The 15164-nt window shown below is 68.0% G+C and carries 13 protein-coding genes; 5 read left to right on the forward strand and 8 right to left on the reverse strand.

The window, feature by feature from the left end; all coding sequences use genetic code 11:
- Positions 1-9 precede the first annotated feature (9 nt).
- From DOM67_RS04690 to DOM67_RS04725, 8 genes are all read right to left on the reverse strand, one after another.
- Positions 10-882 (reverse strand): VOC family protein, encoded by an 873-nt coding sequence (locus DOM67_RS04690; RefSeq protein WP_110674493.1) that lies wholly within the window; start codon positions 880-882, stop codon positions 10-12.
- 85 nt (positions 883-967) lie between these two features.
- A complete protein-coding gene (locus tag DOM67_RS04695) occupies positions 968-2143 on the reverse strand; it encodes an aminotransferase class V-fold PLP-dependent enzyme (protein WP_110674494.1) in 1176 nt (391 codons plus the stop codon).
- A 169-nt stretch (positions 2144-2312) separates the two neighbouring features.
- Entirely contained in the window at positions 2313-3872 is a 1560-nt protein-coding gene (locus DOM67_RS04700) for an aldehyde dehydrogenase family protein (protein ID WP_110674495.1), read from the reverse strand.
- Complete coding sequence (locus DOM67_RS04705; RefSeq protein WP_280951042.1) at positions 3869-4804, reverse strand: NAD(P)-dependent oxidoreductase; 936 nt, start codon at positions 4802-4804, stop codon at positions 3869-3871. Before DOM67_RS04705 ends, DOM67_RS04700 begins: the two co-directional genes overlap by 4 nt.
- 68 nt (positions 4805-4872) lie before the next feature.
- Entirely contained in the window at positions 4873-6033 is a 1161-nt protein-coding gene (locus tag DOM67_RS04710) for a M20 aminoacylase family protein (protein WP_110674497.1), read from the reverse strand.
- 75 nt (positions 6034-6108) lie between these two features.
- Positions 6109-7401 (reverse strand): DUF3100 domain-containing protein, encoded by a 1293-nt coding sequence (locus tag DOM67_RS04715; RefSeq protein WP_110674498.1) that lies wholly within the window; start codon positions 7399-7401, stop codon positions 6109-6111.
- Positions 7402-7831: 430 nt separating this feature from the next.
- Complete coding sequence (locus DOM67_RS04720; protein ID WP_110674499.1) at positions 7832-9964, reverse strand: pyrroloquinoline quinone-dependent dehydrogenase; 2133 nt, start codon at positions 9962-9964, stop codon at positions 7832-7834.
- An 11-nt stretch (positions 9965-9975) separates the two neighbouring features.
- Positions 9976-10341: a hypothetical protein gene (locus DOM67_RS04725; RefSeq protein ID WP_110674500.1), complete on the reverse strand. Its 366-nt coding sequence runs from the start codon at positions 10339-10341 to the stop codon at positions 9976-9978.
- A 348-nt stretch (positions 10342-10689) separates the two neighbouring features.
- On the opposite strand from DOM67_RS04725, the gene DOM67_RS04730 reads away from it, so the two are divergent.
- The 5 genes from DOM67_RS04730 (at position 10690) to DOM67_RS04750 (ending at position 15108) form a co-directional block, all read left to right on the forward strand.
- Positions 10690-11571 (forward strand): NAD(+) kinase, encoded by an 882-nt coding sequence (locus DOM67_RS04730; RefSeq protein ID WP_110674501.1) that lies wholly within the window; start codon positions 10690-10692, stop codon positions 11569-11571.
- Between the two features lies 1 nt (position 11572).
- Positions 11573-12550 (forward strand): metallophosphoesterase, encoded by a 978-nt coding sequence (locus DOM67_RS04735; protein ID WP_198651726.1) that lies wholly within the window; start codon positions 11573-11575, stop codon positions 12548-12550.
- A 491-nt stretch (positions 12551-13041) separates the two neighbouring features.
- Positions 13042-13890 (forward strand): rhomboid family intramembrane serine protease, encoded by an 849-nt coding sequence (locus DOM67_RS04740; RefSeq protein WP_110674502.1) that lies wholly within the window; start codon positions 13042-13044, stop codon positions 13888-13890.
- 103 nt (positions 13891-13993) lie between these two features.
- The gene (locus tag DOM67_RS04745; protein ID WP_110674503.1) at positions 13994-14260 is read left to right on the forward strand and encodes a DUF1315 family protein; all 267 of its coding nucleotides are present in this window, start codon (positions 13994-13996) and stop codon (positions 14258-14260) included.
- Positions 14248-15108 (forward strand): DUF2797 domain-containing protein, encoded by an 861-nt coding sequence (locus DOM67_RS04750; protein ID WP_110674504.1) that lies wholly within the window; start codon positions 14248-14250, stop codon positions 15106-15108. The genes DOM67_RS04745 and DOM67_RS04750 overlap by 13 nt, the downstream gene beginning before the upstream one ends.
- The last annotated feature ends 56 nt before the right edge of the window (positions 15109-15164 follow it).

Below are 15164 nucleotides of genomic sequence, written 5' to 3' on the forward strand. Positions count from 1 at the left end.
GCGTCGCCCTCACTGCTGGGCAAATCGCAGCAGCGTGCCCATCGCCTGGGGCGCGATGTCGGCCTGACTGGCGTCGTGGGCGTGGTACTCGATCCCGGCCGCGTCCCACGCAGCCTGCGTCGCGGCGAGATCGCGGCAGGCCAGGGTCAACGCCACGGCGCGGGGTGGCTCGGCGTCGATTTCGCCCAGTAGCGGAAAGGTCGTCATCAGCGTGGCCGGGTCGAGTAGATGGCAGTCGCCCTTGTGGGTATGGATGATGTAGTGGCGGGCGTCACCGCGAATCGCCGCGCAGCCGTGAATGCGCGCGAAGTGGCCGATATCGTGCTCGGGATCGTCGCTGACGTACCAGACATCGGTGATCGAGGTGGCGCCGTTGGGGTGGCTCTCCAGCGTCGGATCGATGCGAAACAGCTCCGGGCGCAGTTGCTGGCACAGGAACTGGGTCAGAAAAGGCCGCTCGACATCGTGCAGGATATCCAGCGCGACGCTCACCTCCGTATCATGTCCGCTCGGCAGGCGCGCCTGGCGTCGGAAGATGATCGGGCGCGCCTCGTCGAAGCCGCGCGAGGCGACCAGGGCGTGGTCGCGCTGGATGCTGTCGCTGTCGAGGGCGAGCATGGCGATGCCGTCGCCGATGCTGGTGAGCCGTGCCTCGATCAGGCGGCCGAACTGAAAGCCGTTGTCGTCCTGATAGTCGAGGCACTCGGGCCGGCCGATACCGATCAGCTCGATGAAGTTGTTGCTGAAGAAGAGCAGGTGGTTGTCGGTGCCCCAGGGGTGTTGGTGGCGTGCATTGACGTTGAAGCCGAGCTTGCGCGCGGCAGCCGCGGCATGGTCGAGATCGCTGACGGCGAGGAGCGGGTGATCGATACCGAAGCTCATGGCGGACTCCTGTGCTGGCCAGGGTGACGGCAAGAGGGGGCGGTGATGGCGCGAGTATACCCGGCTTTGCCCCGGTATACGCCGTTCACGGCAGCGATGCCGGCTGCGCCGCGGCGGCCGCGGTGTCCGGGCGCGTACCCGCCAGCGCAGCCAAGGCGGCGCGGATATCGTCGGCGTCGTTGTGCCAGTGCGGCGCCAGCCGAACCAGGGCGCCGCTCGTCGGCAGGCGCACGTTGAGCGGCTCGGCGGCAATGTTGCACACCTTGGCGGCGATACCGGCGGCGCTCAGGAGCTGCGCCACCGCCAGCGGCTGCGCCTCGGGCAGGTGCAGGGTGGCGATGCCGCTCTCGGGGGCCGCCAGCAGCGGTGTCAGCCCCTGTGCGCGGGCCAGTTCGTAGGCCAGCCCGGCGAGCCCCAGCACGTGCTCACGCAGGCGCGTCACGCCGATCGCTGCCAGCTCCTCGATCGCTGCGGTCAGGCTCAACTGATTGAGGAGTGAGACGTCGGAGGCGTCGAAGCGGCGCGCCTGGGGCTGATCGATAAAGCGCTGGCTGGGGGCGTCGAGACGCAAGCCGGCCAGTTCGGCCAGCGGGTTGGGGCGCATCGACGCCAGCGTCGCCTGGCTGAAATAGGCCAGCGCCATGCCGCGTGGGCCGCGCAGCCACTTGCGTGTGGTCGCCACCAGCACGTCGCAGCCGAACCGACGCACATCGATCGGTGTCTGCCCCAGCCCCTGGGCGGCGTCGACGATCAGCGCGCAGTGGTCCGGACGCGATAGCGCGCCCAGGCCCTCCACGTCGTAGCGTCGGCCTTCGATACTGGTCACCAGCGGAGTGAGAATCGCCGCCACGTCCTCGCCCAGCTGGGTGCTGATCGCGGTGAGATCGAGGCTACCGTCGGCATGGGTGGCGAGCAGCTCCAGTGCCCGCGGCGGTTCGCCGCCGAGGCGTCTGAGCATGACGATATCGGAGGCCCAGGTCCCCGGTGCGACGAGCACGCGCTTGCCGCGCAGAGAGAGGGTGGCGAGGGCGCGTGCCATCGCCAGCGAGGTGCTCTCGGCGAGCGCCAGCTGCGTCGCCGGTGCGCCGATCAGCGTACCGGCGCGCTCGCGCGTCGTCTGCAGGTCCCAGTCCGCGCTCTCGACCCGCTGCTGTGGCCAGGCCGCTGCCTCTGCCTCGAGCCAGTCGCGCAGTCGCGCCGAGACCCCGGGGCTGGTGAGGCCCACCGAGGCGTTGTTGAGATAGCGAAGTTCGGCGCGCATCACGGGGCTCCAGCGGTGGCTCGGGGTGTCGAGATATCCTGCCGTGGAAACGTGAGCGGCGCCAGCGCCTGGTGAGATGCCGCTGGCGTTTCGCGCGGGGTATCTCCGCCGCCCGAGGTCAGGAGCCGGGCACACGCTGGGCCGAGGCGGTGCCCCGCGTGTGCAGCGCTCACCCCTTGCCGTCGCCGTAGCCCATGGCGACGCTGGCTTCACTGGCGGTCTCGACCCAGACGCTCTGTGGCACGCTGTATTCGCGCAGACCGTCGAGTCCGCTGGAGCGGCCGAAGCCACTGTCACGGAAGCCGCCGAACGGCGACATCACGTTGATCGCCTTGTAGCTGTTGATCCAGACCGTGCCGGCACGCAGCTGCGCGGCGACGCGATGCGCGCGGGCCGGGTCCTGGGTCCAGACCGCGCCGGCCAGGCCGAAGCGGGTGGCGTTGGCCAGGCGGATGGCATCGGCCTCGTCGTCGAAGGGCAGGGCCACCAGTACCGGGCCGAACACCTCTTCGCAGGCGATCTCCATCTCGGGGGTGACGTCGGCGAGCAGGGTCGGCGCCAGATAGTAGCCGTCGGCACCCGCGGGCAGCCCGGCCGGCCGCGTGCCGCCGGTGACCACTCGGGCGCCGGCGGCACGGGCGCGTTCGAGCATGGCGCTGACATGCTCGAACTGGCGCGCGTTCTGCAGCGGCCCCATGCGCGTGGTCTCGTCTTCCGGCAGGCCGACCGCGATCTGGCTGGCGGCGCGGGCCACCCGCTCGACCACTTCTTCGTAGATCTCGCGCTGGATCAGCAGGCGCGAACCGGCCACGCAGCTCTGTCCGGCAGCCGCAAAGATCGCCGCCTGGGCGCCGGCCACGGCGTCGTCGAGCCTGGCGTCGGCGAACACGATATTGGCCGACTTGCCCCCCAGTTCGAGCACGCTGGGTACCAGGCGCCGGGCGCCGGCCTCGGCGATCACCCGGCCGCTGGCGGGCGAACCGACGAACACCAGCTTGCTGATACCCTCGTGCCCGGTGAGCGCCGCGCCAGTGGTGGGACCGAGACCGTTGACGATATTGATCAGCCCCCGCGGCAGGCCGCCGGACTCGAGCAGGCGTGCGATCACCACCGACGAGAACGGGGTCAGCTCCGAGGGCTTGAGTACCACACCGTTGCCCGCCGCGAGCGCCGGTGCCAGCTGCCAGGCGCAGGTGAACATCGGCGCGTTCCACGGCGTGATCTGACCCACCACGCCGAACGGCACGTGGCGCACGTAGTTGAGATGGCTGGTGGGTACCGGGATCACCTCGCCATGCTGCTTGTCGCACCAGCCGGCGTAGTACTCGAACATCTCGCGCACCTTGCCCACCTCGCCGCGGCAGTCGCGGATCGGCTTGCCGGCGACCACGCTCTCGAGCTGGGCCAGCGACTCCTCGTGGCCCTCCAGGCGGCTTACGGCAGTCAGCATGCGGCGGCCGCGCTCGCTGGCCGTCAGCGCCATCCATTCGGTCTGGGCCCGGGTTGCGGCGGCGACGGCCTGGTCCACCAGCGCCGCGTCGGCATCCCGGTAGTCGATCAGCGCGCCGCCGGTGGCAGGGTGGAGCAGGGCGATGGATTCGCCCTCGCCGCTGACCAGCTCGCCATCGATCCAGTTGCTGCAGGGAGTGTCGCCGCGCTCCAGTGACAGGCCGAAGCGCATCAGCAGATCGGCCAGGCGTTCACGAGCTTGGGTCTCCAGGGCATTCATCGGGCAGGCTCCTCGCGCGGGTCAGAGGTGGTGAAATCGAGTCCCGCCTGCGCCAGCAGGGGGGAGGCGATGTGGTTGAAGTCGTCACTGTCTGCGGGGTGCTCGGGGTCGGCATGCCAGCCGGCGACCACCTGTTCGAGCAGGCCGAGATCGAGTGCCAGACCGGCGGCGGCATCGCTGGCCAGGCGCAGATCCTTGCGCATCAGACCGCTGGTGAAGCCGGAGTCGAAGCGCCCGGAGAGAATCCACTCCGGGAAGTTGACCTCGCTCACCGCACTACGCCCGGAGCCGCTGTTGAGTCCGGCCAGGCAGGCCGCCGGATCGACCCCGGCCTTGGCGGCCAGCGTCACCGCCTCGGCGGTGGCGAGCAGGTTGGTGGCGCAGAGATAGTTGTTGGCCAGCTTGACCACGTGGCCGCTGCCTGGGCCACCGACATGGGTACGCTTGGCCGACATCGCCGCGAGCATCGGTTCCAGGCGTGCCACCGTTGCCGGGTCGCCGCCCAGCAGCATGCCGAGTCGGCCGCTGGCCGCCCCCTTGGGGCCGCCGCTGACCGGGGCATCGAGCCATTCGAGGCCGGCGTCGAGCACCTTGGCGGCGAGCTCGCGGCTGATCACCGGATCGCTGGTGGAGGTGTCGACGATGACGCTGCCACGGGGCGCTGTGGAGAGCAGGTTAGGAGTCTGCTCGATCACCTCGCGCACCTGCGCGGAGGTCGGTAGCGACAGCAGGTAGACGTCGCTGGCGGGCAGCTCGGTGGGGGCGGCCACTGCCAGCTCCAGGCCCGCCAGACGCTCACGTGCGGTGTCGAAAACATCGCTGCCGGTGACGTCGAAGCCGGCTTTGTGCAGAGTCAGGGCCATGTTGCCGCCCATCTGGCCGAGGCCGATGACGGTGATTTTCATATCGATAACCTCTTGTCGCGGTGACACGGAGCGCAGGTCTCCTGCGCCGAGCGCTGCCGCCGGGCTGCGCTCGGGATGGTCTGTGCGGATGGGGTTCAGCCGGCGAGCAGCGCCCGAGCCAGGGCCTGCCAATAGGCCACGCCGAGCGGCGCCAGGGCGTCGTTGAAGTCGTAGGCCGGGTTGTGCAGCGCGGCACTGTCGCCGTTGCCGAGCCAGATATAGGCGCCTGGGCGTTCGGCCAGCATGAAGGCGAAATCCTCCGAGCCCATGCTCGGCGGCAGATCGCGGTGGACCCGAGTGATCTGTGGCAGGCCTTCCAGCACCTCGGCGCAGCGCGCGGCGTGCTCGGGGGCGTTGAGCGTGGCCGGGTAGCGCGCCTGGTAGTCGAGTTCGGCGGTGAGGCCGTGGAAGGTCGCGCAGGCCGCCACGGCATCGCGCAGACGCTGCTCCAGGCGCGCCTTGAGCGCGGCGTCGAAGCAGCGCACGGTGCCGCGCAGTTCCACGGTGCCGGGCACCACGTTGAAGGCATCGCCGGCGTGGAACTGGGTGATGCTGAGCACCGCGGACTGGTGGGCCGGGGTTTCGCGACTGATCACGCCCTGTAGCTGGGTCGCCAGCTGGCAGGCGGCGAGCAGGGTATCGTCGCCCAGGTGGGGCATGGCGGCATGGCAGCCACGGCCCTTGAGCGTCAGCGTGAAGACGTCGAAGGCAGCCATCACCGCGCCGTCGTGTACCGCGGCTTCACCCACCGGCAACCCGGGCCAGTTGTGCAGACCATAGACCGCGTCCATGGGGAAGCGCGTGAACAGCCCCTCCTCGACCATGACCCGGGCGCCGCCCTCGTTCTCCTCGGCGGGCTGGAAGATGCAGTGAAGGGTGCCGGCGAAATCCGGGTCACGGGCCAGGGCACAGGCGGCGCCCAGCAGCATGGTGGTGTGGCCGTCGTGGCCGCAGGCGTGCATGCGTCCGGGGATCGTCGAGCGGTAGTCGAGGGCGTTGGTCTCCTCGATCGGCAGCGCATCGATGTCGGCGCGCAGGCCGATGCTGGGGCCGGGGCCGCGGCGGCCCTCGATGGTCACCACCACGCCGGTACCGCCGCCCAGGCCGGTGACCGGCTCGAGGCCGTGCTCGCGCAGGATGGCGACGATCCGGTCGTGGGTGCGGTGCTCCTCGAAGGCGATCTCGGGGTGGCGGTGGAAGTCGTGACGCCAGGCCTTCAAGGTGGCGGCGTCGGGAAAGGCGACGGGCTGGTTCATGCGCATCTCCTGTGGCGGGTTGCAGGCGCCGGCGCGAAGCCGCGAGCCGGCGCATGGGGCTGATGGCGGTGCGGCTCAGAGCAGGACTTGCGCGACGACCGCGGAGCCCACGTAGGTACCGGTGAAGACCAGCAGCGAGATGAGTATCAGCTTCCAGCCAGTGCGCCGGAACATGCTGAACTCACGCCGGCTCAGGGCCAGGCCGGCATAGGCCAGCACCGGAGTGACGATGGCGAGGAAGTTGACTGCCGCCAGGCGCTCGACGATCCAGCCGCTGCCGGGGAAGAACGGCAGCGTCATCACGATGCTGACCAGCGAGACCCAGGCCACGCCGGGCAGGTAGAAGGGCACGATGCGGGTCAGCACCAGGCCGATCAGGGTCATCACGTAGAGAATCGCCATGCCCGGCAGGGCGTTCAGCAGCGAACTGCCGTTGACGGTGTTGGCGATCCAGCCCACCGCACAGGCTACCGCCAGCACCGCGGCGGTCTTGCCCAGGTGCTGTTCGGGGCGCTCGTCGGGGGCGACGTCGGCAGCGGTCATACCGGCATCCGGGGTCGCCTCAGCGGCGCCGCGGCGCTTGCCGGCCAGACGCCGGTAGAGCCACTCTGCCACCGGCAGGGCGATGAACAGCGAGACATAGAGCCCGGTGGCGTAGGTCAGCAGATTGCTGGCCCCGGCGAAGGCGAGCAGGTCGTCGGCCATACCCGGCAGGGCGCCGGCGAGGGCGCCGGAGCAGGCCGCGACCATGCTGCCACTGCCGACGCCGCAGGCCATGGCCAGGGCACGCGGATCGAACACGCCGAGCGAGGCGAGATAGCCCGCCATCAGCGCGAACCACAGGGTGCCGAACATGGTACCGACCACGTAGACCCCCATCACGCCGACACCCTCCGGCCCCTTGAGACCGTACTTGTCGGAGATGATCGCGATATTCGGCTCACGGGCGATCGAGTAGGTGGCGCCCACCGCCTCGCGACCCATCTTCAGCACCACGACTGCCACCGGCAGCGCCACCAGCATGGTGCCGAGGTTGCCCAGCTCCTGCAGGATCAGCGCCGGGCCGGCACTGATGATCTGGTCGATCGCCGGGCCGATGGTCGAGCCGAAGCGCGCGATGAACGGCATGATCGAGATCAAAATCAGCGGCGTGGCCGCCTGACTGACACTCTCCGGCACGTAGCGCCGGGTGGCGGTGAACAGGTGCGGGTTGAGCAGCACGCCGAGAATGAAGGCGTAGAACAGCGGTAGCAGCAGCAGGGTGCCGGGACCCAGCGGAATCTTGAGAATACCGATCGCCTCGCTGATCAGGGACACGATGACCACGATCAGATGCAGGCGCCAGTCGAGCAGTCGGTGTAGAGACATGGCCGCGACCTCGTTGTTATTGGATGGGGCGCATCCGCGCACTCACACCTCGGGTGTGTCGCAGAAGCCTGATCGAGTATCGGAACAGAGGGTGATCTAATGAAAGTCGGCGGGTGTTCTGATTTTTAAGATGCGACGAAGGGCGAATGAGGACAGTCCGAGCCGCAATCAGTGGTGACAGCGGTTGGCAGATAGCGTGGAAAATAGGGTGATAGGGAGGAGATCGGGGTATGTGGGGTACCAAAAATCGTCGGGAGCGATTTTGGACGCCGCAGGCGGCCCGAAGGGGGCCTGCCAGGGATGGCAGGCACACAAAATCGTCGGGAGCGATTTTGGACGCCGAAGGCGGCCCGAAGGGGGCCTGCCAGGGATGGCAGGCCCAAAAAGGGGGAGCATTGAGCTCCCCCGTATCCCGCGGTGTGGCTAACGCTTACTGCTTGTCTTGCGGCAGTGCGTAGACCACGACCTGGTCGCCCACCTGATCCTTGAGGATGGTGTTGCCACCGGCGACGAAGGCGACGTATTCACGCCCCTTGTACTCGTATACCGCCGGGTTGGCGACGGCCGGCGCCTGGGCCTGGTCGGACCACAGCTCCTTGCCGCTCTCCAGCGAGTAGGCGCGCAGCTTGGCATCCATCGAGGCGCCGATGAAGATCAGCCCGCCGGCGGTGACTGCCGGCCCGCCGATGGTCGGCGAACCCCAGCGTTCCGGCATGAAGAAACCGTACTGCTGCGAGGCGCCGACCGGACGCCGCCACTTGACGTCACCGGTGTGCATGTCCAGCGCCACCAGTTCACCGAACGGCGGCTCCCAGCACGGCATGCCGAGCCAGTTGCTGGCGACGTTCAGACGCATGCCGTAGGGCGCGCCTTCCTGCGGCGAGAACCCGCTCTCGTTGCCGGAGCCGTTGTCCGCCTTCTTGTAAGCCTCGCGGTCGTAGAGTTTGATCGTCTGCACGATGTGCGAGACGTTGACGATCGCGGTCTGGCTCTGCGGATCGAAGGCGACGCCGCCCCACTGAACGCCGCCGGCGCTGTCCGGGTAGGCCAGGGTGCCTTCGCCTTGGGTGGTCGGCGGGGTGTACATGCCCTCGTAGTAGAGGTTGTCCCACAGCCGCGAACACTGGCCGCCACCGACCATGTCGGCGAGTTCCCAGATCTTGGGTTTCTTCGACTGGTCGAGCAGCGGTGCCGGCTTGGTCGGGAACGGTTGGGTCTTGGCGTAGACCTCGCCCTTCACCGAGCCGTCGCCCTGGGGTACCGGGCGCTCCTCGATCGGCCATACGTCCTCGCCGGTGAGGCGGTTGACCACGAACAGAAAGCCCATCTTGGTGGCCTGGATCAGCGCCGGAATCTGCTTGCCGTCGACAGTGATGTCCATCAGCGTGGGCGCGGCATTGATGTCGTAGTCCCAGACATCGTGATGCACCCACTGGCGCGACCACACGACCTTGCCGGTGTCGACGTCGAGCGCGGTGGTCGAGGTCGCCAGCGGGGCCGATTCGGTGCGGTTGCCGCCCCAGTAGTTGGGAGAGGGCGAGGAGACCGGCAGATAGATCAGGCCGTGAGCCTCGTCCACCGACATCTGGGTCCAGACGTTGGCGGTGCCGCTCTTCTCACGCATCTCCGGCGACAGTGCCTCGAAGGTCCACTCACGCTTGCCGGTGCGCGCGTCGATCGAGAACACGGTGCCCGGAGGCGCGGTCTCGAAGGCCCAGTCCTTGCCGGCCCAGCCGAAGATCAGGTGGTCGCCGACCACGGTCGGCGGCTGCAGGATCGAGAGTGGCCACTTGGCGTGGGTGGTGTTCCACTGATTGACGTCGAGTACACCGTTGTCGGCGAAGTCCTGACACGGCTTGCCGGTGTCGGCGTCGAGCGCGAACAGCTGTGCGTCCATGGTGCCCATGTAGACGATCTTCTGGCACGCCTGACCGGGCTCTGGATCCTTGGCTTCCCAGTAGGCCACGCCGCGGTTCTTGAGCACCGGTTGGGTCAGGGCTTCGAGCTTGGAGTGGGTATCGAAGCTCCACTTCTGCTCGCCGGTGGCCGGGTCCAGTGCCAGCAGGCGGTAGAAGGGCGTACCGATGTAGAGGGTGTCGTTGGCGAAAATCGGCGTCGCCGACCACACCGTGGCGGGAATGTCGCCGGAGCCGTCGGAGACGTCACCGGTGTGCACTTCCCAGACCTTCTCCAGTTGGCCGACGTTGTCGACGTTGATCTGGTCGAGCGGGCTGTACTTCTGGGCGTTGTTCTGACCGTGGAAGGTGTTCCAGGTCGGCTTTGTCGGGACCAGCGGGATATCGGCGCGCTGGGCCTGGGCCGTGTCCTGAGTCTGGGCCGTGTCCTGAGACTGAGCGGCATCCTGGCTCTGGTCGTTGTCCTGGGCCTGGACGCTATCCTGGGTCTGGGCACTGTCCTGGCTCTGGGCCGCGTCCTGGGTCTGGCTCGCGGCGGGGGCCTGGGCGCTGTCAGCGTCCTGGGCCAGCAGCGGCAGCGGCGCCAGCATCAGGGCCAGAGCGGTCGCCGTGCCGAGGCGTTGTGGGGTGATTCCGAAAGTCGGCATAAGACGGCTCCTCAAGCGTGTGCGGCGCGGCGGGTGGCGGTGGGGCGGCGCAGATCGAGGATCAGCCCGATCAGGCCCAGCACCATGGCGGCAGCGATGCCCCACTGGTGCAGCAGCAGGCCGGCGAAGCCGGTGCCGATCAGCCCGACGAGGGCCAGCAGACGCCAGAAGATGCGGCCGCCGCGATGCTTGAGCGGCATCAGGATCAGCGCCATCAGCGCCAGCGCGAGGCAGGCGAAGATGACGACCAGCGCGCCGAGCGAGCCGTTGACGCCGGTCAGCGGGGTGACATAGGCGTAACCGGCGACTGCCGCGCCGACGAGCGAGGCCAGCAGCAGCACGATGGCGCCGAGTGGTTTGGATTGCGATGATGGCATGTTGCCCTATCTCCCTGTATGGCGAAGTCAGGCGCGCCTTGCCGAACGGCGGCGTGGCCGCTGAGCGTGGCGACGCACCGATAAAGGCGATGACGGAACGCGCCCTGCCTTCCCTGAGGTGTTCCCTCTGCGGATTTCCCTTGCGGTCTTCCCTTGTGGGGACGGTACCCCGTCGATAGGCGTGGTGGTCCCTGTCGACAGGGTAGGCAATTTTAACGTGTCGGGCGTCGCCATGTTCGTTTTTTTACGCACGCCGCCGGGTTGGCGGCATCCGAAGGGCGTGCGGTTTGCCGCCTCTTCGGGCAGCCCCCATAATGGCCGGCCGATACGCCGTCAGAGATCCGTTGCATGAGTGCGTTCAACACCATCGGCCTGATCGGCCGCCTGGGCAGCGACAAGGTCGTCGAGACCCTCAAGCGTCTGCTGATCTTTCTCGAGCGCCGCGACTGCGAGATCGTGATCGAGGATCGCACGGCAGCGCTGCTGGAGGCCCACGGCCAGCGCGAGGCGCGGCGGCGCGAGCTGGGCACCCTGTGCGACCTGGTGATCGTGGTCGGCGGTGACGGCAGCCTGCTGGGCGCGGCCCGGGCCCTGTGCACCAGCGCCACGCCGGTGCTCGGGATCAATCGCGGGCGGCTCGGCTTTCTCACCGACATCTCCCCCGACGAGGTCGAGCAGAAGGTGGCCGAGGTGCTCGACGGCCAGTACGACAGCGAACGGCGCTTCCTGCTCGACGCCGAACTCTATCGCGGCGAGCGTCTGATCGGCGCCGGCACCAGTCTCAACGACGTGGTGGTGCACCCGGGCAAGGCGGCGCGGATGATCGAGTTCGAACTGTTCATCGATGACCGCTTCGTCTACTCCCAGCGCTCCGACGGCCTGATCATGGCCACGCCCACCGGCTCCACCGCCTATGCGCTCTCCGGCGGAGGCCCCATCGTCCACCCGGGGCTGGAGGCGATCACCCTGGTGCCGATGTTCCCGCACACCCTCTCGAGCCGGCCGATCGTGATCGACGCGGCAAGCGAGATTCGGGTGCATATCGGTGATATCAACCAGGCCTACCCGCATGTCAGCTGTGACGGCCAGACCCGTGTGGTGTGCAAGCCCGGTGACATTCTCTATGTGCGCCGCAAGGCCGAGCGCCTGACCCTGATCCACCCGCGCGGGCACAGCTTCTTCGAGGCGTGCCGCTCGAAGCTGGGGTGGAGCAGCAGGCTGGGAGACTGACATGGCACTGGGCGACGCGGTGGACGGCTACGATCTGATCGGCGACGTGCACGGCTGCGGCCGCACCCTGGTGCGGCTGCTGGAGAAGCTGGGTTACCGCGAGGAAGCCGGTGTCTACCGCCATCCGCGCCGCCGGGTGGTGTTTCTGGGTGATCTGATCGATCGCGGGCCGCGGATCCGGCTGGCGGTATCGGTGGCCAAGCGCATGGTCGAGGCCGGCGAGGCGCACATCGTGATGGGCAATCACGAGTACAACGCACTGGCCTACTGCCACCCGTCACCGCCGGGGAGTACCCAGGCGTGGCTGCGTTCTCACTCGCCCCGCAACAACCGCATCATCGAGCGTACCCTGGCCCAGTACCACCAGCATCCGCTGGAGTGGGAGCGCTGCCTCGAGTGGTTTCTCGACATGCCGCTGTGTCTCGAACTCGACGGCATGCGGGTGGTGCACGCCTGCTGGGACGAGGCGCTGATCGACGCCTTCCTGGCGCGCTGCCCCGACGGCCGCATCGATCGCGATTTCCTGATCGAGTCGACCCAGCCCGGCACCTTCGCCCAGCGGGTGATGGACCGGCTCACCCGCGGTACCCAGATGCCGCTACCGCCGGGAGTGGAGATCCGCTCGGGAGATGGCTTCACCCGTCGCGCCTTCCGCACCCACTTCTGGTGTCGCGAGCCGGCCACCTATGGCGACGTGGTGTTCCAGCCGGACAATCTGCCCGATGGGCTCGAGGACCGAGCGCTCAGCGACGCCGAGCGCGATCGTCTGACCTGGTACCCGGAGTCGGCGCCGCCGCTGTTCGTCGGCCACTACTGGTGCAAGGGCGTGCCGGCGCTGCCACGCGCCAACATCGCCTGCCTCGACTACAGCGCGGTGAAATACGGGCGGCTGGTGGCCTACCGCTGGGATGGCGAGAGGCAGCTCGATGCCGATCGCTTCGTGTGGGTGGATGTTGCGCGCGAAGGTATCGCCGATTAGGCGTTGCACGACAGCTGCCGTCTCTCGCCGGCTTTTCAGTCGAAGCCTGGGCCGCTGTTTGCGATCACGGCTTGCGGTGAGGTGTCGTCCCTTTCTCTGCGATTTTTTTGCGACTCCTTCGGTGGGGCTGACGGTTGATTTTCCTGGGTTTTTTGGGCGCCTGCGCGCGGCATGGGGAGAAAAATCGCATTTTTTTGCCCCACCCGGGGAACTCCCGCCGGCGCCACCACTCTGAGTAAGTGTTCCCTTGAATGATCCCTTGCTCTTATCCGGCGGCCCTCCCGCCGGATTTTTCTTTTTGTACCCTACGCCTCCCGTCTGACCCCGGTGCTGACCTCGGCGGGGCATGTCTTCGGCCTGCGCGATACGTCGACGAGCGTTGTCCGCGGCGGCATTCATCCCCAGATCATCTCGGGCAGGGTAGAATGGCGCTCTGCGCCGGCCCCAGGGCGCGGTGTATGACTCCCCCCACCCGTGGTTCGGAAGGTTGCATGTACAGACTTCTCGCCATGCCCCGCGATCTGGATACGCGTCCCCTGCGTCAGGCGCTGTGGCAGCAGCATATCGGGCACCGCTTCACCCAGCAGGAGGATCAGCAGATTCTGTGGCTGGCCGACCCCGAGCAGCGTGACGAGGCGGTGCGGCTGATCGAGCGCTGGCAGCGCGGCGATCTCGCCGAAGCCGCTGCCGCGCCGCGCCGACGGCGCCCCAGTGTCACCGGCCAGGCGTTCGGACAGGCGCCGCTGGCGGCGGGGCTGATCGCACTGTGCGTGGCGATCTTCCTCGGCATGAGCGTGTTCGGCGATGCGGTCCTGCGCGCGCTGATCATCGTGCCGGTGCCCCCCTCCGGCCAGGGGCTGGTCGCCGGCACCCTGGGCGATGCCCTCGCCAGCGGGCAGATCTGGCGCCTGGTCACCCCGGCGCTGCTGCACTTTGGCTGGATGCATCTGATCTTCAACATGCTGTGGCTGTGGTATTTCGGGCGTCAGGTCGAGGCACTCCAGGGCTCGCGCTGGCTGGCGGTGATCGTGGTGATCGCCGCGGTGGTCTCCAACCTGGCGCAGTACTTCACCGGCACGCTGCTGTTCGGCGGCATGTCCGGCGTCGACTATGCGCTGCTCGGCTACGTCTGGCTGATGTCGCGGCTGCGTCCGGAGCAGGGCTACTTCGTGCCGCAGATGCTGGTGGTCTTCATGCTCGGCTGGATGGTCTTTACCATGACCGGGCTGGCCGATGCGATCGGCTTCGGCAACGTCGCCAACGAAGCCCACCTGGGCGGGCTGCTGGCGGGGTTGCTGATGGGGGCCGTCGCCGCAAGGCTGACACGGCGCGCCGGCTGACCCGGGCCGCGCGAGCGACCGCGGCTCAGCGGTGGGGCCGGTAGCGGGCACGAATCAGCGACCCAGGATAGAGACAGGCGTGAGGCGCCAAGACGAGGCAGGCATGAACGAGATGAACTTCGACCGCATGGTCGCGCAGATGACCCCCGAGATGTACGAGAACTTCAAGCAGGCGATCCAGCTGCGCAAGTGGCCAGACGGCCGCCCCCTGAGCGCCGAGCAGACCGAGCTGTGCCTGGAGGCGGTGATCAAGTACGAGGTGATCCACGCGGTGCCCGAGGCGCAGCGCGTGGGCTATCTGGAACGCAACGAGTGCGCCTCGGGCGGCCACGACACGGCCGAGGAAGCGGCGCTCAAATGGATCAACTGATCCTCACCGAGGGCGACGCCCGGGTCAGCGGGCAACTGCGCAAGCTGGACGTGCGGCTGTCCGAGACGGGACTGGCCGACTATCGCCTGCGGGCGGGGGAGGCGGGGCTGGCGCTCAATGCGCGGCTGGGGCAGCGGCTGCGCCTGCACTACGCCGGGGCGATTCACTGTGTCCACTGTGGCCGGCACACCCGCAAGAGCTTTGGCCAGGGCTACTGCTACCCCTGTTTCAGCACGCTCGCCCAGTGCGATCTCTGTCTGGTGCGCCCGGAGACCTGCCACTACTTCCAGGGCACCTGTCGCGAGCCCGAGTGGGGCGAGCAGCACTGTTTCCGCCCGCATATCGTCTATCTGGCCAACGCCTCCGGGCTCAAGGTCGGTATCACCCGGGGAACCAATACGCCGACGCGCTGGCTCGACCAGGGCGCGATCCAGGCGCTGCCGATCCTCGAGGTGGCCACGCGTCAGCAGTCGGGGCTGGTGGAGACGCTGTTCAAGGCGCACGTCTCCGATCGCACCAACTGGCGCGCCATGCTCAAGGGCGAGGTCGAACCGCTCGATCTGGTGGCCGAACGCGACCGCCTGCTGGACGCGGTGGCGCCGGGGCTCGACGCTCTGCGCGCGACCCACGGCGCCGAGGCGATCCGCACTTTGGAACGCCCCGACGTGGTCTCGATCGACTATCCGGTGCTGAGCTGGCCGCGCAAGATCCAGTCGTTTAACTTCGACAAGCAGGCGCTGGTCGAGGGCACCCTGACCGGCATCAAGGGGCAGTATCTGATGCTCGACAGCGGCGTGATCAACCTGCGCAAGTTCGCCGGCTATCAGGTCACGGTGGACGCCGCCTGAGCGGGCGTTTACAGAGATGGCTGCGGTCGTCGAATCTGTAAACGCCTTCTGAAAAA

Origin of the sequence: Salinicola sp. RZ23 (genome assembly GCF_003206675.1) — a bacterium.
Classification (GTDB): Bacteria; Pseudomonadota; Gammaproteobacteria; order Pseudomonadales; family Halomonadaceae; genus Salinicola; species Salinicola endophyticus.